Below are 23,489 nucleotides of genomic sequence, written 5' to 3' on the forward strand. Positions count from 1 at the left end.
TTATTTATTTTAATGAAACACACTTTGGACTTAAATGTCATTTAAGCCTAAAACATCTTTCATATCGTATTTTTTGGCATCTTTACCCACAACCCATGCGGCTGCACGTACTGCACCTGAAGCAAAGTTCATACGGCTTGTCGCTTTATGTGTAACTTCTACACGTTCGCCTTCACCAATAAACATCACGGTATGTTCACCAACAATATCACCGCCACGAATGGTTTGAAAACCAATGCTTTGACGTTCACGAGGACCTGTATAGCCTTCACGATGATAAACTGCATCTTGTTTTAAATCACGACCTAAAGTATCTGCAATCGCTTCACCCATCATAAGTGCTGTACCTGATGGTGCATCTACTTTATGGCGGTGATGTGCTTCAATAATTTCAATATCGACAGTATCGTTAAATACTTTGGCAGCAAGCTCAAGTAATTTAATTGACACATTCACACCCACTGAATAGTTCGCAGCATAGACCACAGGTGTTTTCGTTGCAGAATCGTTCAAAATATCTTTTTGTTCATCTGAAAAACCTGTTGTACCAATAACCATGGCTACGCCAGCAGTAGAACACAATTTCAAGTTGCTTTCAGTCGCTACAGGTGCAGTAAAATCAATAACAACATCAACATCTTTCAAAACTTCTTCTAGGCTACCAACAACCTTCACACCCACGGCACCAATGCCTGCAAGCTCACCTGCATCTGTTCCAATGAGCGTACTTTCAGGGCGCTCTACAGCAGCAGCAAGTTGATAACCTGCTTGTTGTACCGCTTGAATAAGCGTACGACCCATACGACCGCCTGCACCTAAAATCCCAATGCGTGGAGCTGACATAACATTTTCCTGATGTTGATTCTAAATTAATCTTACTATAACAAAAGTCTGGGAATTTTCTAAAAGTTAAAATTGAAATTTAATCCACCATACACATCGCAGTGACTAAATTTCATCGTGCATAAAAAAGCCACTTCAAGATGATATTGAAGTGGCTTTTCATCATTCTGCATTTAACTTTATTTTAGTCAAATAAGCGATCAAAGAATGATTTTTTCTTTGGTGATGATTTATTGTCATCGCCATCCATTGTTTCCTGTAACTCTTTTAACAGTTCACGTTGACGTGAAGTAAGATTTATAGGTGTTTCAATGACAATACGGCACAGTAAATCACCTTGCATACTGGTACGAACAGGTTTTACACCTTTACCACGTAGACGGAACATTTTACCTGTTTGCGTTCCTTCTGGAATTTTCAGGCTGACGCGACCATCTAAAGTCGGTATTTCAATTTCTTTACCTAAAGCTGCATCAGCAAAACTGACAGGGACATCCATATATAAATCTGCGCCATCACGTTGGAACACTTCATGTTCACGAACTACGACTTCTACATATAAATCGCCTGCCTGACCATCACGAATCGCTTCACCTTTACCAGTTAAACGTACACGATCACCATTGTCCACGCCCGCAGGAATGGTCACTTCAAGTGTTTGCTGACGGTCTTTTACACCAGAGCCATGACAAGTATTACATGGGTTCTTAATGATTTTACCTTGTCCACGACAGGTATTACACGTTTGTTGCACAGAGAAAAAGCCCTGCTGCATACGTACTTGACCCGCACCATGACAAGTCTTACACGTTTCTACATCATTTGGATTTTTTGAACCCTTCCCATCACAAGTTTCGCATGGTGCTGGTGCAGTAAAGCTAATGGTTTTTTTCACACCTTGAACAGCTTCTTCAAGAGTCAATTCCATGACATAGCGTAAATCAGAACCACGGCGTTGACGTTGTTGTTGGCTACGACCACCAAAAGAACCACCGAAAATATCACCGAACTGACTGAAAATGTCTTCTGCGCTGAATCCACCTCCACCGAATCCACCGCCGCCGCCCATACCACCTTCAAAGGCTTTATGCCCCATACGGTCATACATACTACGCTTTTCACTATCGGATAAAACTTCGTAAGCTTCAGCAGCTTCCTTAAATTTTTCTTCTGCTTCAGCGTTGTCAGGGTTACGGTCAGGGTGATACTTCATCGCCATCTTACGATAGGCTTTTTTAATCTCATCATCACTTGCGGTTTTGGCAACAACCAAAACCTCATAATAATCACGTTTAGCCATGTTTGGCGATGCTCCACGGAATTTAGATAAAACTTAACTGTGAATAAGATGGGGATACCTTATCCATTTTACAAGTTATAACAATAATATTTTTAAAATGCGGCTTTCTTATTGAGATATTTGCTAAAACCTTTAATCCACGCATTGAGTAAAAACAACCATGCAATGGTACTAAATACGACACCAACAACTGTACAAGCCTTAACCCAAAGCATACTATCCCAATAAAAGAAAATAAGCGGAATAAACCAAAGTGCAGCAAAAGCGGCCAAAATAACAAAAATAATGACATTACGCATGACCCAAAGTGCTTGTGCATGCATCCATACCTCTGCATCAACCTGAGCAACTTTACGAGCAAGTAAATATGCAATCACAGCACTGACCACACTGAACAGTGCAAGAAACATAAACATATAAGCCATCGCCATATAACGGCGATGTTTTTCCAGATTGTCTTGCCCCATGCGTATTTTGAACCTCACATTTACTGCACACTGATATCATTTTTATGCAGTAAATTTACAAATATTATTTTATGTAAACGATCAAGTGCTACTATATTGAAATTTTCAATTTTTCGCACCTGATATTCCGCTTTTTTATGTAGTTTCGACGGTTTTTTTCACCTTAAACCATGTTGCATACAGCGCAGGTAAGAAAAATAGCGTCAATAATGTCGCAATAATCAATCCGCCCATAATCGCCACAGCCATCGGTCCAAAGAAGATACTTCTAGATAATGGAATCATCGCAAGTACCGCAGCCAACGCTGTTAAAATAATCGGGCGGAAACGGCGTACTGTAGCATCTAAAATTGCATCCCACTGATTTTGCCCAGCCAAAATATCTTGCTCAATCTGATCAATCAAAATGAGTGAATTTCGCATAATCATGCCTGACAGTGCAATTGTGCCAAGCATTGCCACAAAACCAAACGGTTTATTAAACAGAAGTAAAAACAGCACCACGCCAATTAAGCCCAATGGTGCAGTCAAAAAGACGATGAATGACCGTGACAAACTTTTCAATTGAATCATCAATAAGGTAAAGACCACAGCCAAGAATAATGGCATACCCGCATTCACGGAGCTTTGTCCTTTTGCTGATTCTTCTACTGTACCACCAACCTCAACCAAGTAACCGCTCGGTAATTCAGTGCGTAGCTGATCAATCTTTTCAGCCAACTCACTAACGACTGTCGCAGGCTGTAACTTAGTCGCAATATCAGCACGAACAGTAATCGTTGGCAAACGGTTACGATGCCAAATTAAACCATCTTCAAATTTATAATCAATTTGTGCAATCTGCGCTAGAGGTACTGTGCCCCCATTGCTTGTTGGTACAGCCAAACTTGATAATGCTTCTACACTCATGCGTTCTTGTTGATCACCACGAATACGAATATCAATTAATTCACGTTTTTCACGATACTGATTAATGACTGCGCCTGTAATTGAGCTATTTAAGAAATTAGCTAAATCTTGTGAAGTCACACCCATTTGACGTGCACGATCTTGATCAATATTCAAAGAAATGATTTTACTTGGCTCGCCCCAATCTAAATGAACATTGGTCGTATTTGGATTCTCTCCCACCAGCTTCGCAACTTTCATAGCTTCTTGACGTACCGTTTTTACATCTTCACCAGAAACACGATATTGCAGTGGATAACCCACAGGTGGACCATTTTCAAGTAATGACACACGAGTACGAACTTGTGGTAAAAGTTGGCGAATTTGAGTATCTAAAGATTTGCGAATGTCATCTCGATCATCAATTGATGATGCCAAAACAACAAACTGTGCAAAACTTGCCTGTGGCATTTGTTGATCGAGTGGTAAGTAAAAGCGTGGTGAACCCGTCCCTACATAAGCGACATAGTTATCAATACCTTTTTGCTTCGACAAAAATGCTTCAACTTTTTTCACAGCATCTTCTGTCGCTGTAAGTGATGCTCCTTCTTCGAGTTTTAAATCGACCAAAATTTCTGCACGGTTAGATGGTGGAAAAAATTGCTGTGGTACGAGTTTAAACATCGCAACTGACAACAGAAAAATACCGACCGTAATTGCCACAACGGTTTTTCGATAGGTCACACATACATTAACTAATTTACGAAAACTTTGATAAAAACGACTTTGATAAGGGTCAAAATGCTCACCTGCATGATGCACGATCGGCTCAGGTTCAGGCTGTTTACGTAAACGAGCTATTAAACGTTGATACCACGGAGCACGCTGAGCTGTTTTGCTAAAATCAGGCAATAATTTATCGCCCAAATATGGTACAAACAGGACAGCAGCAATCCATGACACAATCAGTGCGATGGTCACCACTTGAAAAATTGAACGGGTATATTCCCCTGTACTTGATGCAGCCGTGGCAATTGGTAAAAAGCCTGCTGCGGTAATGAGTGTTCCTGTTAGCATGGGAAATGCGGTACTCGTCCACGCATAGCCTGCCGCTTTCATTCGACTATAGCCTTGCTCCATTTTTATCGCCATCATTTCAACGGCAATAATCGCATCATCGACCAATAAACCCAGTGCTAAAATTAATGCACCCAAAGAAATTTTATGAAGACCAACATCAAATAAATTCATGCCTGCAAAGGTCATTGCCAAAACCAATGGAATGGAAAATGCTACCACAAGCCCTGTACGGAAACCGAGTGAAAAGAAGCTGACCAATAAAACAATAATGACAGCTTCAGCAAGCACTTTTACAAACTCATGAATACTGCGCTGTACCGCCACCGGCTGATCTGACACTTTTTGCAGTTTCATACCCAAAGGTAAAGTCTTTTGTAGCGACTGAAATTCTGTTTCGAGGTTTTTACCAAGCGCAATAATGTCGCCACCTTTACGCATCGCCACAGACAAACCAATACCGTTTTCCCCCATAAAACGCATGCGAGGTTGGGCTGGTTCACTAAAACCTCTATAGACATCGGCAACATCGCCCAATTGAATAGTTTTATCGCCCACCAACAACGGCATTTTTTTTAAGTCATCGACACTTTTAATTGCACCACTGACGCGGACTTGAATACGGTCTGAACCTGTTTCAAAGTAGCCTGCACTGGTAATCGCATTTTGTTTTGCTAATGCCTCTTGAATGGCTGTGACAGGTACACCGAGTTGCACCGCTTTGGTGTTTGATAACTCAATCCAAATTTTTTGATCTTGTAAACCAATCAAGTTCACCTTACTGACATCTTTCACACGTTGTAGCTGTAACTGCAAACGGTCTGCATATTCTTTTAAAGTCGCATAGTCAAAGTCATTGCCAGTGAGCACATAAATATTACCGTAGGTATCACCAAACTCATCATCAAAGAAAGGTCCTTGCACACCACTTGGCAATTGCCCTTTGATATCTCCAACCTTTTTACGGACTTGATACCATACATCGGGTACTTGCGAAGACTTCAATGAATCTCGAGCCATAAACATAATCATGGATTCTCCTGGTCGAGAATACGCCATAATTTTGTCGTATGAGCCTGTGCTCATCAGCTGTTTTTCAATTTTATCGGTAATCTGTAAAGAAACTTCTTCAGCCGTTGCACCTGGCCAATAAGTCTGTACCACCATTACTTTAAAGGTGAAGGGTGGATCTTCACTTTGTGAAAGTTTTGAATAAGAGAATAGACCGACAATTCCGAGCAGTAACATAAAATAAAGAACTAAACCTTTATTTCTCAGTGCCCATTCAGAGAGATTAAATTTAATTGGTTCGCTCATATGCCCGCCTCTTTCATGCTGACAGCACGATTTTCACGGTCTACAGGTTTAATTTTTTGCTTTTCACGCAGTAAATGAACACCACCTACTACGACCCATTGTCCAGTTTGTAAACCACTGATCACTGGTACACTGTCACGTCCATAAGCACCCAATGTCACGTTAACTTTGTGTACAGTCTGATTTGGATTGACTACCCAAACATAAGCCTGATTTTCTGTGGCTGATACACTCGACAAGGGCACACTTAAAATATTTTGAATATTTTGACTAAAGAAAACACGGGCACTTTGCCCAAGTTGAATTGCAGACTGACCTTCTTTAAGTGCTACTTTGACACTAAAAGTCCGTGATTGATCTGCCGCAGGGGATATTTCTCGAACATAAGCTGCAAATTTATCATTCGGTTTTGACCACAAAGTAATCCAAGCATCTTGACCAACTTTAATTGATGAAATTGCCTGTTCAGGAACACCTATCACCACTTCACGATCACCATCAATTGCCACTTGGTATGCAGGCTGCCCTGCTGAAATCACCTGTCCAATTTCAATATTACGTTCAGTAATGACACCATTTTTATTGGCAACCAATTGGTTATATCCTGTTTGGTTAGCACTGACATCATAATTCGATTGCGCTTGTTTTAGTGCTGCATTGGCTGAATCATATTGATTTTTAACCGTATCGTACTGTGACCGACTTACAGCATTAATCGGTAAAAGTTGCTGAAAACGCTTAAACTCATCTGCCGCAACTTTAGCAGCAGACTGTGCACTTTCAAGTTGTGCACGAGCTGAGTTAAGTTGTAATTGCGCATCTTTCACATCAAGTTTTGCTAAAACCTGACCGATTTTAACGCGGTCTCCCGTATCGACATAACGTTCAACAATTTGTCCACCCACACGAAATGCTAAAGCCGTTTGTTGTTTTGCCTGCACATCGCCTGCATAGCTTTTTTGGTCAATCAGAGACGTTGCAGGTTGTTGAACCATTACAAATGGAATTTGTTCTACAGTGGGTTGTTCTTTGCTGCATCCCCACAGCGTTACATAACTGATGATCATCAGACTACTGATCGTCGTTTTCAAAATATTCATACACAAAGCTCTTATTCAAATGTGTTTTTTCAGGCAAAATAATTTTTTCAGACAAAACAATTACGGGTTATTAATTTGATCATTTCTTAATTAATATACCGCATGGTACACTAATTGCAATTGCTGTAAAAAGTAAATGACTTTACTTAGTTTTTTTTATGGATATGTTTGTGCAAATACCTGTTGGACGACCTAAAGATCTCGAAAAGCGTCAGAACATTCTGAATGCTGCCAAAGCTGTTTTTCTCAAAAATGGCTATCATGGTTCAAGCATGAACCACATTGCCCAAGAAGCAGGCGTGACCAAGCTCACGGTCTATAATCATTTTCAGGACAAACAGAATCTTTTTATTTGTGCAATTGAAGCGACTTGTGAAGAATCAATCAGCGCTAAGCCACTAACGTTATCTGCAGATAGTAATTTTCGTGAAGTGCTTCATCAAACTTGCGGGCTTGCATTAAATGTTGTCAATTTGCCCGAAGCCATTAAGTTAGAGCATTTATTACTTGAGCTTGCTGCCGAAAAAAATCCATTGGCAGTTTTATTTTTTAATGCTTCTCATCAACGTATGAATATGGTTTGGGGAAATTTATTCAGCCAAGCGGCATCTTTTGGTTTTATTCAATCAAATGAGATTGATAAACAGATTTGCCTGATATTGTCTTTATTACTTGGTATGCGTCATCACGAAGTTTTACTCGGTATCCGCAATCCACCCGATGCTAAAGAAAAAGAAAGCATTATTACTGAAAGTATTGATCTATTCTTATTAAAATATAGTATCCCACCTAAATATTTAAATTCTAAATAATCTATAAGACCAATTTGGGCATACTGAATTGGTCACTACCCTATTTGCAGAAAAAGTATGCAATGAATACATACTTTTGTCTGTACCTGCTTGGCTTAGCAGAAAATCGAGTGCATATTCAAAAAAGAGAACACATGGAGAGTAAAAAATGGTTCAACAAATTGATGCTCCTCTACGCGAAGACGTCCGCCTACTCGGAAATTTGCTTGGAGAAACCCTGAAAGAACATGCAGGGCAGGATTTGTTTAATCAGATTGAACAAATTCGTGCTTTAGGCAAAGGCGCACGTGATGGGCAGCTTGAAGCTGAAAAAGAGCTTGAACAACTCTTTCTCAATTTAAAAGATGAAGAGATTTTACCCCTGACCCGTGCTTTTTCACACTTTTTGAACTTTGCCAATATTGCTGAGCAGTATCATGTGGTACGCAGTCGCCGTCAAAGTGAATTTGATGTGACCGCACCCTCTCCAAATGTCCTTGATCATTTATTTGAAAAATTTAAAAACCAAGAAATTAATGCCGATAAGCTCTACCAACAAATTTGTGAACTAAAAATTGAATTGGTACTCACAGCGCATCCAACTGAAGTCAGTCGTCGTACACTCATTCAAAAATATGATGGTATCAATAATTGCCTGTCTAAATTTGATCAACAGAAACTCACACCAAAACAACGTGATGAAGTACTTGCCGATTTGAAACAATTGGTCTGTTCTGCTTGGCAAACAGATGAGATTCGTCAGCATCGCCCAACACCTATTGATGAAGCAAAATGGGGCTTCACTACCATTGAACAAACATTGTGGAATGCTGTACCAAAATTCATTCGTAGCTTAGATTCACAAGTACAAGACAACTGTGAAAAATCTTTACCGTTAAATATTGCCCCAATTCGCTTTGCATCGTGGATGGGTGGCGACCGTGATGGTAACCCTAATGTTACTCATAATATTACTCAAGAAGTTTTGTGGTTATCGCGTTGGAAAGCTGCCGATCTTTATCTACGAGATATTGAAGACTTACGTTGGGAATTGTCAATTGAGGCATCTTCAGAGGAGTTAAGCCAAGCATTAGGCTACAAACACCCTGAGCCATACCGTGAATATTTACGTACAACACGTGAACGTCTAAAAGCGACCCGCCAATGGCTTGCTGATAAATTGCGTGGACAACATTCAGATGTTGATCGTAGCTTAATTATTAGTCATAAAGATGAATTATTACAACCATTACAGCTATGCTATCGCTCATTGATGGACTCTAATTTACCTGAAATTGCCAATGGTAAATTGCTCGACTTTATCTACCGTGTGAACTGTTTTGGTATCGAATTACTCAAACTTGATATTCGCCAAGAATCAGGTCGTCACCGCCAAGCCATTTCTGCGATTACTGAATATTTAGGTTTAGGCAATTTTGAAACATGGACTGAACAAGCCCGTCAAAACTTTTTATTGCAAGAACTACAAAGCAAACGCCCACTATTACCAAAACATCTTAATGAGCCAACAGGTAGCCTGATTGACCATCCGGATGTGCAAGAAGTTTTTGCCACCATGCGGACGTTAGCAGAACAACCTAAAGAATGTTTAGGTGCGTACATCATTTCAATGGCGGAATATGCGAGTGATGTTTTAGCCGTTTTACTCCTGCAAAAAGAAGCTGGCATCGAACATCCACTTCGTGTCGTTCCATTGTTTGAAACCTTGAAAGACTTAGATGGCGCAGCAAGTACCATGAGCACTTTGTTCAATATGCATTGGTACAAACAGCATATTCAAGGTAAACATGAAGTGATGATTGGCTACTCAGATTCTGCTAAAGATGCAGGCTTTATGTCAGCAAATTGGGCGCAGTATCGTGCACAAGAAGAATTGACTGCCATTGCTCAACAACATGGCGTACAGTTGACCCTTTTCCACGGGCGTGGTGGCTCAATCAGCCGTGGTGGCGCACCAACGCAACAGGCATTATTCTCACAACCACCGGGTTCAATTTCAGGTGCTATTCGTGTAACTGAACAAGGTGAAATGATTCGCTTTAAATTTGGTTTAGAAGAAATCGCTCTTCAAAACCTCGAAATTTATACCGCAGCAACGCTTGAGGCAACACTATTACCCCCCCCTGAACCTAAACAGGAATGGCGTGATTTGATGCATAAAATGACAGATCTTTCTGTTCAGGTTTATCGTCAAACTGTGCGTGAAAATCCACATTTTGTGAAGTACCTACGTACCGTTACTCCTGAACTTGAATTGCAAATGTTACCGCTCGGCTCACGTCCTGCAAAACGCAAAGTCAGTGGGGGTATTGAATCTTTACGTGCTATTCCATGGGTATTTGCATGGACACAAATTCGTTTAATGCTTCCTGCTTGGCTCGGAACAGGTGCGGCAATTAATCAAGTTATTGGTCAAGGTCAAAAAGATTTACTTGATGAAATGTTAGCAGAATGGCCGTACTTCCAAACTTTAATTGATATGTTGGAAATGGTTTTATCTAAAGCCGATTCAAACATTGCACTATATTACGAAGCACACCTAACTGATGATGAGGATTTGAAAATCCTTGGTACAGAGCTTCGTCAGCGTTTACACGATGCAGTACAAACATTATTGGCAATGAAAGGTGAATCGAAACTGCTCAGTTCCAATGAAGTTTTAGATCAGGCGATGCAAATTCGTAAACCGTATTTATTACCATTACACTTACTTCAAGCTGAACTCATGAAGCGTCGTCGTGGTTACTTGGCAGAACGTCAAGCTGAACACACGCCTGTCGACCATGCTCTTATGGTGAGTATTGCAGGCATTGCAGCTGGTTTACGCAATACAGGTTAATTGATCCATCTTCGTTATACATTGAAAAAGGGATATTTAAATATCCCTTTTTTATTTTTTAGTCACGTAACCATTAAAAAAAGATTTTACGCTTTTAGAATAGGCATTATCACTTTTATAAACATGATGATTCGCCAAATTTTTATTGCCTTTTTTATATGATTCAGAAGCGAATTATTTCCGATATATACGCATAATTCTCACTATTATCAACAATATTTTATATACCAAATGGTAAATTAACCATAAAACTCATATATTTGAGTTGAACGAAAATTTGTTACAGAAATTAAAAATTATTAAAAACAAGCGTATGATGTTCCAAATTTGTTTTTAGAGTGCTCATTTTATGTCCAACTGGTTCCCCAAATGGCAACCTTATTCAGGCAGAGTTGATGCTCGTCCTGTCGGTACCAATGAGTATCTTCCTCCCGCTCAAAGTGCTGTTTTAGGTATCCAACATGCATTTGCTATGTTTGGTGCAACGGTTCTTGCCCCATTTCTGATGGGCTTTGACCCAAACCTTGCCATTTTAATGTCAGGGATTTGTACCATTTTATTTTTCATCATGACTGGCGGACGTGTTCCTAGTTATTTAGGTTCAAGCTTTGCCTTTATTGGTGTCGTTATTGCTGCGACAGGCTATGCTGCATCGGGTACAGGTGCACCTAACCTTAACCTTGCGACTGCTGCTGGCGGAATCATGGCGTGTGGTATTTTATATGCAATTTTCGGTTTTATCGTGATGGCAACAGGTACACGATGGATTGAAAAACTCATGCCACCTGTCGTGACTGGTGCTGTAGTCATGATTATTGGTTTAAACCTTGCACCTGTAACAGTCAAAGGTGTCGCAGGTAATAACTTTAATATGTGGATGGCTTTGGTCACCGTACTGTGTATGGGTTCAATTGCTGTATTCACCAAAGGTTTATTACAACGCTTATTGTTATTGGTCGGTTTACTCTGTGCTTATTTGATCTATTTTATTGTATCGAATGTCTTGGGTAATGGTACACCAATTAACTTTACACCGATTCAACAAGCTGCATGGTTCGGAATGCCAACCTTTCACTCGCCTGTTTTTGATATCAATGCAATGCTCATCATTGCACCTATTGCACTGATTTTAGTGGCTGAAAACTTAGGTCATATTAAAGCAGTTAGCGCCATGACTGGTGAAAACTTAGATCCATACATTGGTAAAGCCTTTGTTGCCGATGGTATTGCCACCACACTTTCAGGTGGTGTAGGCGCACCAGGTATGACGACCTATGGTGAAAATATCGGTGTAATGGCTGTCACCCGTGTTTACTCAACTATTGTTTTCGTCATTGCTGGCGTATTTGCGGTTTTCTTAGGTTTTTCACCAAAGTTTGGTGCCATTATTCACACTATTCCAACGGCAATTTTAACTGGTGCTTCAATTGTAGTCTTCGGTTTAATTACTATTGCAGGCGCAAAAATTTGGATTGAAAACAAAGTTGATTTCTCCAAAAATAAAAACCTAATGGTTGCTGCTGTAACGATTATTTTAGGGACAGGTGATTTTGCCCTACAATTTGGTGACTTTAACTTAGGTGGTATTGGTACCGCTACATTCGCGGCTTTATTCTTAAATTGGATTTTTAGTTTTGCCGACAAATCAGAATAGTTTTTTTTCAAAATAATAAATTGTGACTTTTTAAGCAGCCATTGGGCTGCTTTTTTTATACCTTGATTTTGACTGTCATAAATCTACTTTTTTTATCATCAACTTTAAGTAAAATAAAAATACTCTCAAGCTATTTCAGTAACAGACTCCCATGCGCCTCGACTTTTTTGACCTGCAATTGTTTCTTAATATTGTCGATACAGGTAGCCTGACTCGCGGAGCAGAGCGTTCGGCTATTTCGCTACAAGCAGCAAGTGAGCGTATCAAAAAATTAGAGCAATATTATAAAACTCATCTATTTACTCGTCATGCCAATGGGGTAAAACTCACCCTTGCGGGACAAACTTTTGCAGAACAAGCTTTATTGTTGGTACAACAAGCAAAGAAACTTGAACAAGTCATGTCACCCTATGCCAAAGGTATGATAGCTCAAATGACGCTTTGGTGTAACTCTTCTGCACAAAGTGAATATTTACCTATATTACTGCCACAATATTTGGTCGAAAATCCACATGTTCAAATAGACCTACAAGAAGCTGAAAGTCGTGAAATTATTCAAAGTATCGAAAAAGATACGGCAAAATTAGGGCTGATTTCAAATTTTTTTCATCATTCAGGCTTACAAACCCTCGAATTTTCAGATGATCCATTGGTACTCATTTGTCCACCATTTCATGAACTCAAAGATCAACAACAGCTTAATTTAATCGATATTTTGCATTATCCTTTTGTCGGTTTAATGCAATATCATTCGCTACAACAATCGATTGAAACCCAAGCAAAATTGCTCAATTGTGCAATTCAATATCGGCTTAGACTGCCAAATTTTGCTGCCATTGCTCAAGTCGTTGCCAATGGTGTTGGTATTGCAATCATGCCCAAACGTGCTGCACGGCGTTTAAATATTTTATATGATTTTCGTCAAGTAGAGCTTGTTGGAGAATGGGCAAATCGTAAACTATTGCTCGTTGCGAAAAACTTTGATGAACTCCCCTTGTCCTATCAACATTTTTCACAATTTTTAATCGAACAAAAAAATCATTTATAAATAAACTTAAATCAAACCAAACGGATGCAAAACTGAATAACATCCAAAAATCACTAAACCACAAAAGAATAGCTTACGAAATCTTTGCTCAGGAATACGGTAACGAATTTTTGTTCCTGCCCACATGCCAACCAATGCAGGAATAAGTGCAATCAATGATAATTTATAATCAATAGGCGTATCTTCTACAGGATTTAGATGTAAGAAAATCGCCAAACAAAAAGTTGATACGGTAAAAGCGAGTCCAAGTGTTTGAACTAAGTCATCACGTTTTAACTGCAAAGATTGCACATAAGGTACGACAGGAATGACCACTACGCCTGTTGCGACCGTTAAAGCTCCTCCCAAATAGCCGACCATTGGAGATAACCATTTTTCATATGGTGCAAGATTCGGCATACTTTTGGCAAATAAACCATACAACCCGTACAGTGCCAACATTCCACCGAGTAGTGCTTCACTGTGAAAGCCCGAAGTATTTTGTCCTAGAGTTGGAAAAATACTCCACACTGAACCAACAATAATTCCTAATAACAAAGGCCAAAACCGTTTAATGAGACTAAACACATTGCCCTCAGCAAAAAGTTGCCAAAGATTGGTCACAATAGATGGAATAATCAACAATGTTGCCGCTTGAAAAGGACTAATCACCAAAGTTAAAAGCCCCATAGATACAGCAGGTAAACCTAAACCAATCGTACCTTTAATCATGCCTGCAATGGTAAATACAGCAATTATAAATCCAATCATAGAACGTTCCTCAGCAATTGGGCACATGCTACAACGCCATCTATAACTGAGAAATCACTGTTTTCAGTAGTAAGCCTCAATCAATGATTGAGGCTCTCATTGCTTAAATTTAAAAGGAAGCATCCAATATTTAACAATTGGAATAGAACTAATTTATACAAATTAAAATAATTATTTAAAATTCAATAAACTACAGACCAATCAGTCTTAAAATGCAGACAAAAATCGTCTTTTATATTTTAAATTTATATTATGAGGTACAAGCAGTATCTGATTTTTTTATATTCGATATATAAAATTACGTCTTCATATCAAGACATTGTATTAGTCATAATATTTTCAAATAAATAATTCTTATATCACCTTAATAAACGTATAAATCAAATTTCAAATGAAATCGATCTAATTGAAATCGCATTAACAACAAAAGACCCTAAAGATGTTGTCAGTACATTTTTAGCAAACTCATCTAAAGATAAAGTCAAAAATACTGCATAAAAACTCGTTGTAGAAAATGCTCTGTATATGTCTTTAAGCTTTAAAAATAAGGAACTTGAACCTATAAAACCATGGTGTGGTGTATGTAAATGTCATCAAATTTATCTCGACCCTTTCTTTACTTTCAGTACGTATGGGAAGTAAATGACTTCCAAATCACTGAGATATTTGGTGAAGGAGAAATGTCGCTGTATTTGGTCAGTTTACTTATACGTCAGTAGAGGTAGGTTGTACATTTAACTTTCCATTCTCTACTTTAGCTAAAGTCATAGATGGTCAAATTGTATATTTACAATTTATGGAAAACACGTATTTATCTGCTCGTTCTTTCCGTAAATCTGGAGCTTAGAAAGTACAAAACAAAGGTCTTCATTTACTGTAAATGAATAAAATTTGAAATGATCCCGACCATTTATGATTGAAAGATCGAGATGGTTAAAATAAAAAAGCTGTTGCATCATGCAACAGCTTTTTTATGGGCGAATTTCTTTTAATTCGCGTTGAATAAAATGCTGAATCATTTCCCGATAAATTTTTTCAACTAAATCTGGATCTGTGTGTAATTGAATGGCTTGCTCACGGACTTTATTAATCACTTGCTGCACACGTTCTGGCGACTGTACATCTTCTGCTGTACGCTTAAAACGAACGGCTTGATCGACATAAAATTGGCGCGTTGCAATCATTTCAATCAGTTCCTGATCAATCAAATCAATTTTTGCTCTTACTTGCTCTAAGTTTTCACATTTTTCTTTATTCATTCTTAAATCGTTATCCTATTGACGATGTTCCGATTGGTTTTCTGCTTTATATTTTTGCTCAAGTACATTACTAAATATACTTTCAATCATCCAAACACGATAGAGACTATTGAAAGTATATTGTTTTCCATCAATCCTTAATTCGAGTATAGGAAAATCGGGCTGATGTTTTGCTACGCTACGTGCATCATTTTCCTGAAGTAAAGAGTTAATATCAAGTTCAGTCAGTTGCTCCACACCCAATTCACGTTGCATCTGTTGTAAATGCGCTTTGTGAGAAAAATCTTTTCCTTTTGTCCATACTGCCTGCAAAATATCATACATCGCATCAATGCGTTGCTCTTCAGGTACGCTGTAATAAAGCTGTGCAATATTTAAAATACTATCTGCAGTTGGACGACAAAATGGCGTAAATTTAACTTCGGTTCGCTTAGACAAGCGTGTAGCCAATGCCCAATCAAAAAAGTCGCGACCGTGATAACTCAACGGAAAAATATTAAGCTGAATATTATAATAATCTGCGAGTTCTTCTTTAATATACGCCAACAATAACCAACTAATGGGGTCTTCGAGCGCAATATATAAATCGAGTTCAGGATGCATCGCCTGAATCTCCGCAAGCTCTTCTGCATCACTGAGTAAATGTTCACGCCACTCAATATGATCAATCATGAAAATCGGGTTATCAATGAGTAATTTTTGTTGTTTTAAACGGCGAGTTAAGCGGAGTAAATCATCGACAGCATGATATTTCCGTCCACCAAAGTAAAAATAACTTTCTAGTACAGGCGTATGATCAAAAATACGTTCAGGTAAATTTTGTGGTTTTTGATGTTGTTTCGACATGACGTACAAAGTACGTAATTTGCCATATTGTTGTTGCCACAACATGTGAAAAACATCTTCAAGTAAATAGAGAAAATTTTGCCCCGTGAGTGGTGTATTTCTTAAAATAGTTTCAGCTTGTTGTAATGCTTCTGCGCTAGGTAGTTCTGGTTTTTCATTATCATAACTAAATCGATGCTGATTGGCTAAAATTTTGGCATCATTCAAACTATAGGTTCGCCATTCTTCCATACTCATACCGTTCGGAGGTTCTTCGGCAGTATCGGAAATCGTCACTTTTAAAGGTTTTAAAGATTCAATTAGAATATCATCGAGTTGCGTCAGTTGCTGTACAGTCAAATAACTATAAACATCATCAAGACGCAAATAAATATGTAGTCCCTGTTCCGTAGGCAGAGTCTCCTGACGTATTGGCTTTTTATAGAACCAACTCGATCGGATTGGATCAAACCAACGGCGTAGCAGTGACATGAGTTTTTGCCTCGAAATAAAATTTTGAACAGAAAAATACTGAATATGAGCAGATTCGTTTAAAACCTGTTCAAGCATAGCACCCATTCAAGATAGACGCTTCACAAAATATTGAAGTTCATCTCAAACTTATAGCAACTCATTACTCAAAGTTCAATGATTAGATTGACTTTAAATCAATTGTTTCAGTCACATTCATACAGCATTTAAGTATATTTCTGTCATAAAAAATGCACTCTTTAGAGTGCATTTTTCAATCTAATGAAAATAATTTCCATCTATACTGAGGATGAAGTCATCTTAGATCTCACGTACTGCGCCACGAGAAGCACTTGTGGTATGCATTGCATAAGCTTTCAAGGCTTTCGATACTTTACGTGGACGCTCTTCAGCAGGCTTCCAACCTTTGGCATCTTGCGCTTCACGGCGAGCCGCCATAGTTGCATCATCAACCGCCAAGTGAATACCACGGTTTGGAATATCAATTTCGATACGGTCGCCATCTTCAACCAGACCAATCGCACCACCTTCAGCAGCCTCTGGTGAAACGTGACCAATCGATAGACCTGATGAACCACCTGAGAAACGACCATCGGTTAGCAAGGCACAATCTTTACCTAAACCTTTCGATTTTAGATAACTGGTTGGGTACAACATTTCTTGCATACCTGGACCACCACGTGGACCTTCATAACGAATCACAACCACATCGCCTGCCACAATTTTGCCAGCTAGAATGGCTTCCACTGCTGCATCTTGGCTTTCAAATACACGTGCTGTACCGTTGAATTTCAAGATTGAATCATCAACACCCGCAGTTTTTACAATACAACCATCCAATGCAATGTTGCCGTAAAGTACAGCTAAACCACCATCTTGTGAGAATGCATGTTCTGCATTACGAATGACACCATTTTCACGGTCACCATCTAAACGTGCATAGTAGCGGTTTTGTGAAAATGCAGTTTGCGTTGGTACGCCACCTGGTGCAGATTTAAAGAAGTTATACACATCTTCATCTTCTGTACGCATGATGTCCCATTTATCTAAAGCATCTTTCAACGTCTTTTCATGTACGGTTGGTACGGAAGTATCCAATAAACCTGCACGATCTAACTCGCCAAGAATTGACATGATGCCACCTGCGCGGTGGACATCTTCCATATGCACGTCTTGTTTTGCTGGTGCAACTTTACATAATACAGGTACTTTACGTGACAAACGGTCAATGTCTGTCATGGTGAAATCAACTTCAGCTTCGTGTGCTGCAGCCAATAAATGAAGTACTGTATTGGTTGAACCACCCATTGAAACATCAAGAGTCATCGCATTTTCAAAGGCTGCTTTGGTCGCAATTGAACGTGGTAATAGGCTGTAATCGTTTTCTTCATAATGACGTTTAGTAATTTCAACGATCAATTGACCTGCACGCTCAAATAATTTTTGACGGTTGGCATGTGTCGCAAGCGTAGAACCATTACCCGGAAGCGATAAACCTAATGCTTCCGTTAAACAGTTCATTGAATTTGCAGTAAACATACCTGAACATGAACCACAAGTTGGACACGCGGAACGCTCGTATTCGGCTACTTCTTCATCGGTGAAACTGTCATCTGCCGCAACAATCATCGCATCAACCAAGTCAATCGCATGTTCATTACCACGAATTTTGACTTTACCCGCTTCCATTGGCCCACCTGAAACGAACACGACAGGAATGTTCAAGCGCATAGATGCCATCAACATTCCTGGTGTGATTTTGTCACAGTTAGAAATACACACCATTGCATCTGCACAGTGAGCATTGACCATGTATTCCACTGAATCTGCAATCAAATCACGTGATGGTAGTGAATACAGCATGCCATCATGACCCATCGCAATACCGTCATCGACAGCAATGGTATTAAATTCTTTAGCTACGCCACCTGCTTGTTCAATTTGGCGTGCGACAAGCTGACCCAAATCTTTTAAATGTACATGACCTGGTACAAACTGGGTAAATGAGTTCACTACTGCAATAATCGGTTTACCAAAATCTTCATCTTTCATTCCTGTTGCACGCCATAAGCCACGTGCGCCAGCCATATTTCTTCCGTGTGTCGATGTTTTTGAACGATAGTCAGGCATTGTGTTATTCCAACAAGGTTTGAGCTTGAAATGAATGCTAAGATTCATTTTGGCAAATAAACTGAAATTCCGCATTGAATCAGTCAAAATATAATCACATCATACTACAGGTTACTGAGCTCTGTGATAGCAAGCCATGCGATCTTTTTTTATACGCACATAATTGGCTGATATTCCGAACTTGTCATTCAATACATCTTGAATACCTCCTAATATAAACCCATCACCTTCGATTCCATACAAAACTTATATGAATAATTTTTTATTTTTACATTAATTTTAGTTATGCTTTTTTATGTTTTTGCCAATTTTATTTTATAAAAAAGGCTTCCAAAGAAGCCTTTTTTTTAATCTCTTAGTCTTATGACTGCTTAATTAAGTATAAACCTGTACATTGTTTACCTGCCACATCGGTACATAATTCTGCTGTCGTTGCTGAAACCCACTTTAAACCTAGACGAATATCAGCATTGGTATAATCTGTTGCCTGCCCACCACAACTCGCTGCTTTATTATCAGACTTAACTTTCATGGTCAAAATATCAAGCTCTTTAGCATCTTTACTGCGCATAATGGCAAATTCACCTGACATTTTTTTTTGTTTCGCTGTGTAGTTAAACTGACCTGGTTTATTAAATTGATATTTTTCTGAACATTGTGTTTTTGCATTATAAACTGACCAGTTACCCCAGAATGTTTTATCGAGTGCCACTTGATTTTTATCAAATGCTTGAACCGAAAAAGCAACGCCTAGAGTACATGCAATCATTACAAATCTTTTTAACATTCAAATACTTCCTTATACAATTTAAATTAACGTTCTGGTCGTAAATACACGGGACAACTTTGACCTAATGCATCATTACAAAAATAGATCTGCTGATCTGATACTTTTTTAATAAAATTCGTAGTCGATGTCCCAGCTTGATCTATTGTACTACCAGCACAATCAGGTTGACGATTATCGGTTTTAAAACTGATCATCACTGCAGGCAACTCAAAATTAGTTGTTGCTTGCATAAAGTGATAAACCCCTGTTACGCGCTCACGATTACTCTGAATCAGAATATCCCCATTTGGTAAAAATTGATATTTTTCAATACAACTCATACCTGGTTGAATCAATCCCCAACTTTTTTCTGATTGTAGTTTTTGTACCAATGTCAGATCAGCTGATGCAGTGGATACAGCAAGTAGACCACTCAATATTCCAACTAAACTCAATAGCGTTCTTTTCATTGCTCTATACTTATCTTCAGTTTGTTATTACCACGTAATATTGACACGACGATTCGGCGCCAAACATTCCACTAACTGTATTTTTTTGTTCTCACCAGAACATTGCTGATAGCTATCAGTACGATTTTTAGCCTCAAACTGAATCCGATCCGCTCTCACGCCCTGTTCAACCAACAACTGTGCAATGGTATTAGCACGAGATGCCGACAAGTTTTGATTATAGCTATAACTACCTAAACGGTCTGTATAGCCAGTCACATGAACCGCTTCTGTTTGTGATTGTTTAATCTTTGTCGCAATTTCAGAAATCATACTAGGGTTTTTAATTCCTTGTTTATCACCACGATCAAAATAAAACAATATATTTGCAGCATTTTCAGCAGATAAACCACCTGCTTCTACAGCTGATTCATTGTTAACGCCCCATGCCATTAAACCCTGACATGCCTCGCCTTTCCAATAAAGATCTTCCGACAAATACTGTTTATCGAAATCAATGCGAAGCTGACAACGCTTATATTGCTGACTATTTGGTTCACGAATATCAAGTACATAATTCCACGTCTTAACAGCAAATAGACCTTCTGAAAACTGTGGGTTACCCAATAAATAACGGATTTGATCTTTGGTTAGACCTTTATCTAAACGTGCAACATCATCATATTCATAACGCTGTACTTGTTTTAAATAACTGTCTTTGATTTCTGGAAAGTGAATTTCTTCTGTCGTTTGTACTGGCGCAGCTGCATTGGTGATGGACATCATCAGACCACAGAGTGCACTGAACATAATTTTTTTCTTCAATGTATTCATTTTATTTTCCTCATATTTGGGTCGAAAAAAGGGAAGCATCTGTATGCCTCCCTCATCTGATGATTAATCAATTACACCACTGATACCAATACGAACACTTGGATCACCTTGAGATGCTGCAGCAACACCACCTGTGATCGACCAGCGACCATTATCGGCAGTTTTACGTAAGGTCACACCCACTGCATTTTCACCACCATGATAAGCAGCACCTGCAGCATAAGTATATTTACCTGGAATATACGGTGCAGATTCAAGCGCCATGGCTGCTGCAATACCCGCATTGGCTTTTTGCTCAACATTATCAATACGGTCATTGGTCACGCGGAATGCATCATCCAATTTGGTACTGACATTATCAATTTTTTGATTCAGCGCTTGATCCGCCTGATTCAATGCATCAATTGCACCACCAACATTGTTATGCTTACTGTCACCAACGGTATAGCTTGGTGCAGTGAAACTTCCAGTAATATTGTCATACGCGGCACCACCACCAAGATACTTAACAACAGCATCATTAGTCGTGTTCAATTGGCTACCATTCACTGCATCTTTCGATGTTGAATTCACAGCACCATTTGCAACACCTGTCACAACACGATCACCATCTTTACCAGCAACGTTGACGGTTGTACCACCTGAGTCTTTACCAATCGTAATTGGTGCAGTCGCATTTTCTTGCTGAACAATTCCCGCTTTACCACTCGTAATGTTATTAATATTCGATTGAATATTATTAATGTCAGATGTGTTTTGATCAACTTGCTGCTGAACATTCCATAACTGACCACCATTAACGGCATCTTTTGAACCTTCAGCAACATTACCGTCTTTCACATTCGTAATCGTTGTGCCTTTGCCATCTGTCCCACCAGCTAAAGTAATACTGCCCTTATTCACAGTACCATCTGGGTTCTTATCATATTGAACAGCAGAATTATTAACATTATTAATCTGATCACTCAACTGATTACTTACAGATTTCAACTGTGCAACATTTACCGCATCTGAATCTGCAGTACCTGCTGCTACACCTGTAATCTGACGATAAACTCCAGCTGAAGCATTACCTACAGCTACTGCACCTGTTGTTGATGTCGTTGCCAAAATAGCAGCTTGATCTGCAGCAGCCGCATTCGCAGAAATATAACCCGCTATACCAGCGCCTGTTGTTGCAGCAGACTTATTACCCAATACAACTGAACCTTCAACTGTTTGAGTGACATCATTACCAAGTACAAAAGTATTGTCTGTACTAATCGTATTGTTATTACCCACCGAGTAACTATTGTTGCCATCGATAATTGATGGATCGCCTAAGGCACCAGAATTATTACCTTTAACAATATTACCCTTACCAATACTAATCGATTGATTACCTAATGCTTGTGCACCGTCACCAATTGCAATTGATGAAGCACCTCCTACAATTGAACTATGACCTAAAACTACAGATGCCGTCGCTGAAGCTAGAGCGCTTGTATTATGTCCTAATGCAATTGAACTCATCGCACCTGTAGCGACAATTGCATTTACACCAATTGCTGTAGAATCTAAACCACCAGCGCTCGAGTCATTCGTTGTACCCAATGAACCTTTGCTCATATCCGCATTGGTATGGAAGTATTTCACACCTTCCGTATTCATTTTTTGTACAGTTTGAGCAATGGTTAAACGATCTGTCGTTTGCTGACCTTCTTTGTTGTACGTTAGGAATAATGAGTCCTGATTATTATTATCAGGGTTCTTATTCACAATGACATCTGAAATATTGATGGTCGTTGTTCCACCCTTACCATCATCAATTTCAACATTAGTAATATTGTCTTTAATCGATTGATTAACAACCAACAATTGATCTTCTGTAGCAGCCTGACCACTTACAATATTGTCAGGGTTCCAAGTTTTATTGGTTAAGCCATTCAATGTACCTGTTGTACCATTAAGTGTAATGGCGTTAGTACCTGTACCAACGGTAATTTTATCAGTTGCAGTCACAGTGCTTAATTTCAAATCTTTATTTAAAGCGAAATCAATTTTATTGCCTGTTTTAGTTACTGTTAAATTTTCTTCACTATCAGCGGTACCAATATCTACAGTATCTCCTGCCTTAATTGCACTTGAATTCTGACCATTAGAATTTAACATCCACCCGGTATCAAGAGCACTAATTGCAGCCCCAACATTTTTATAGTCAGTACCATTTACTGCATATGTTGGTGCCGTAACTGTACCATCCGAGTTATATGATGAGTTTCCACCTAGTGCATCCATCATTGCTATGTAAGTACCATATAGTTGGCTACCATTTACAGCATCTTTAGACGTTAAGCTAACCTCACCTCCTTTTAAATTCGTTATCGTTGTTCCATTGGTACCCGCAAGTGTCACACTATCTTTGTTCGCTTTAGTCGGATCTGTTGGATCTGCATCATATCTAACTGCAAAATCATTCGTTGTCTGTTGCACGTCACTGACTAACTTTAATTGTTCTTCAGTTGCGGCGCGACCAGCAGTGGCAAAGTCAGCTGCTGTAAGATTCTTATTACTTAAACCAGTAATATCACCTTTTGCAGCATCTAATTTCAGTGTATTTATGCCGTTAGAGACAGAAATATTACCCGCTGTAACGC

At 39.0% G+C, this 23,489-nt stretch carries 17 protein-coding genes; 4 read left to right on the top strand and 13 right to left on the bottom strand.

What is annotated here, in order from left to right; genetic code table 11:
- Positions 1-30: 30 nt before the first annotated feature.
- The 5 genes from dapB to FW754_RS06525 form a co-directional block, all read right to left on the bottom strand.
- Positions 31-843, bottom strand: coding sequence for a 4-hydroxy-tetrahydrodipicolinate reductase (dapB, locus tag FW754_RS06505; protein ID WP_409510607.1), 813 nt, complete (start codon positions 841-843; stop codon positions 31-33).
- 184 nt (positions 844-1,027) lie between these two features.
- Complete coding sequence (dnaJ, locus tag FW754_RS06510; RefSeq protein WP_446324161.1) at positions 1,028-2,143, bottom strand: molecular chaperone DnaJ; 1,116 nt, start codon at positions 2,141-2,143, stop codon at positions 1,028-1,030.
- A 92-nt stretch (positions 2,144-2,235) separates the two neighbouring features.
- On the bottom strand, positions 2,236-2,610 hold the full coding sequence (locus tag FW754_RS06515) for a hypothetical protein (protein WP_409510605.1): 375 nt from the start codon (positions 2,608-2,610) through the stop codon (positions 2,236-2,238).
- Between the two features lie 135 nt (positions 2,611-2,745).
- Positions 2,746-5,880: an efflux RND transporter permease subunit gene (locus tag FW754_RS06520; RefSeq protein ID WP_446324177.1), complete on the bottom strand. Its 3,135-nt coding sequence runs from the start codon at positions 5,878-5,880 to the stop codon at positions 2,746-2,748.
- Between the two features lie 8 nt (positions 5,881-5,888).
- A complete protein-coding gene (locus tag FW754_RS06525) occupies positions 5,889-6,992 on the bottom strand; it encodes an efflux RND transporter periplasmic adaptor subunit (protein WP_446324162.1) in 1,104 nt (367 codons plus the stop codon).
- A 170-nt stretch (positions 6,993-7,162) separates the two neighbouring features.
- Between FW754_RS06525 and FW754_RS06530 the strand changes: the two genes are divergently transcribed.
- The 4 genes from FW754_RS06530 to FW754_RS06545 all read left to right on the top strand — a co-directional run bounded on the left by FW754_RS06530 (position 7,163) and on the right by FW754_RS06545 (position 13,345).
- Positions 7,163-7,804, top strand: a complete 642-nt coding sequence (locus FW754_RS06530) for a TetR/AcrR family transcriptional regulator (protein ID WP_419346265.1) — start codon at positions 7,163-7,165, stop codon at positions 7,802-7,804.
- 148 nt (positions 7,805-7,952) lie between these two features.
- Positions 7,953-10,643, top strand: coding sequence for a phosphoenolpyruvate carboxylase (ppc, locus tag FW754_RS06535; RefSeq protein ID WP_409510602.1), 2,691 nt, complete (start codon positions 7,953-7,955; stop codon positions 10,641-10,643).
- 349 nt (positions 10,644-10,992) lie between these two features.
- Complete coding sequence (locus FW754_RS06540; RefSeq protein WP_446324163.1) at positions 10,993-12,297, top strand: solute carrier family 23 protein; 1,305 nt, start codon at positions 10,993-10,995, stop codon at positions 12,295-12,297.
- Positions 12,298-12,448: 151 nt separating this feature from the next.
- Complete coding sequence (locus FW754_RS06545; RefSeq protein WP_446324164.1) at positions 12,449-13,345, top strand: LysR family transcriptional regulator; 897 nt, start codon at positions 12,449-12,451, stop codon at positions 13,343-13,345.
- Positions 13,346-13,351: 6 nt separating this feature from the next.
- Here FW754_RS06545 and FW754_RS06550 read toward each other — a convergent pair whose 3' ends face one another.
- From FW754_RS06550 to FW754_RS06585, 8 genes are all read right to left on the bottom strand, one after another.
- Positions 13,352-14,095 carry a sulfite exporter TauE/SafE family protein gene (locus tag FW754_RS06550; protein ID WP_446324165.1) on the bottom strand — a complete coding sequence of 248 codons (744 nt, stop codon included), beginning with the start codon at positions 14,093-14,095 and terminating at the stop codon, positions 13,352-13,354.
- A 971-nt stretch (positions 14,096-15,066) separates the two neighbouring features.
- Entirely contained in the window at positions 15,067-15,354 is a 288-nt protein-coding gene (locus FW754_RS06555; protein WP_446324166.1) for a chorismate mutase, read from the bottom strand.
- Between the two features lie 15 nt (positions 15,355-15,369).
- Positions 15,370-16,671 carry a hypothetical protein gene (locus FW754_RS06560; protein WP_409510597.1) on the bottom strand — a complete coding sequence of 434 codons (1,302 nt, stop codon included), beginning with the start codon at positions 16,669-16,671 and terminating at the stop codon, positions 15,370-15,372.
- A gap of 300 nt (positions 16,672-16,971) precedes the next feature.
- On the bottom strand, positions 16,972-18,801 hold the full coding sequence (ilvD, locus tag FW754_RS06565; protein WP_409510596.1) for a dihydroxy-acid dehydratase: 1,830 nt from the start codon (positions 18,799-18,801) through the stop codon (positions 16,972-16,974).
- Positions 18,802-19,162: 361 nt separating this feature from the next.
- Positions 19,163-19,588: a hypothetical protein gene (locus FW754_RS06570; protein ID WP_446324167.1), complete on the bottom strand. Its 426-nt coding sequence runs from the start codon at positions 19,586-19,588 to the stop codon at positions 19,163-19,165.
- Between the two features lie 26 nt (positions 19,589-19,614).
- Positions 19,615-20,040, bottom strand: a complete 426-nt coding sequence (locus tag FW754_RS06575) for a hypothetical protein (protein ID WP_446324168.1) — start codon at positions 20,038-20,040, stop codon at positions 19,615-19,617.
- 27 nt (positions 20,041-20,067) lie between these two features.
- Entirely contained in the window at positions 20,068-20,853 is a 786-nt protein-coding gene (gene tpgA, locus FW754_RS06580) for a trimeric autotransporter adhesin/peptidogylcan-associated protein TpgA (protein ID WP_446324169.1), read from the bottom strand.
- A gap of 63 nt (positions 20,854-20,916) precedes the next feature.
- Positions 20,917-23,489 (bottom strand): YadA-like family protein (locus tag FW754_RS06585; RefSeq protein ID WP_446324170.1); only part of this gene is annotated, 2,573 nt, incomplete at its 5' end.

Source organism: Acinetobacter sp. 1207_04 (assembly GCF_052850415.1).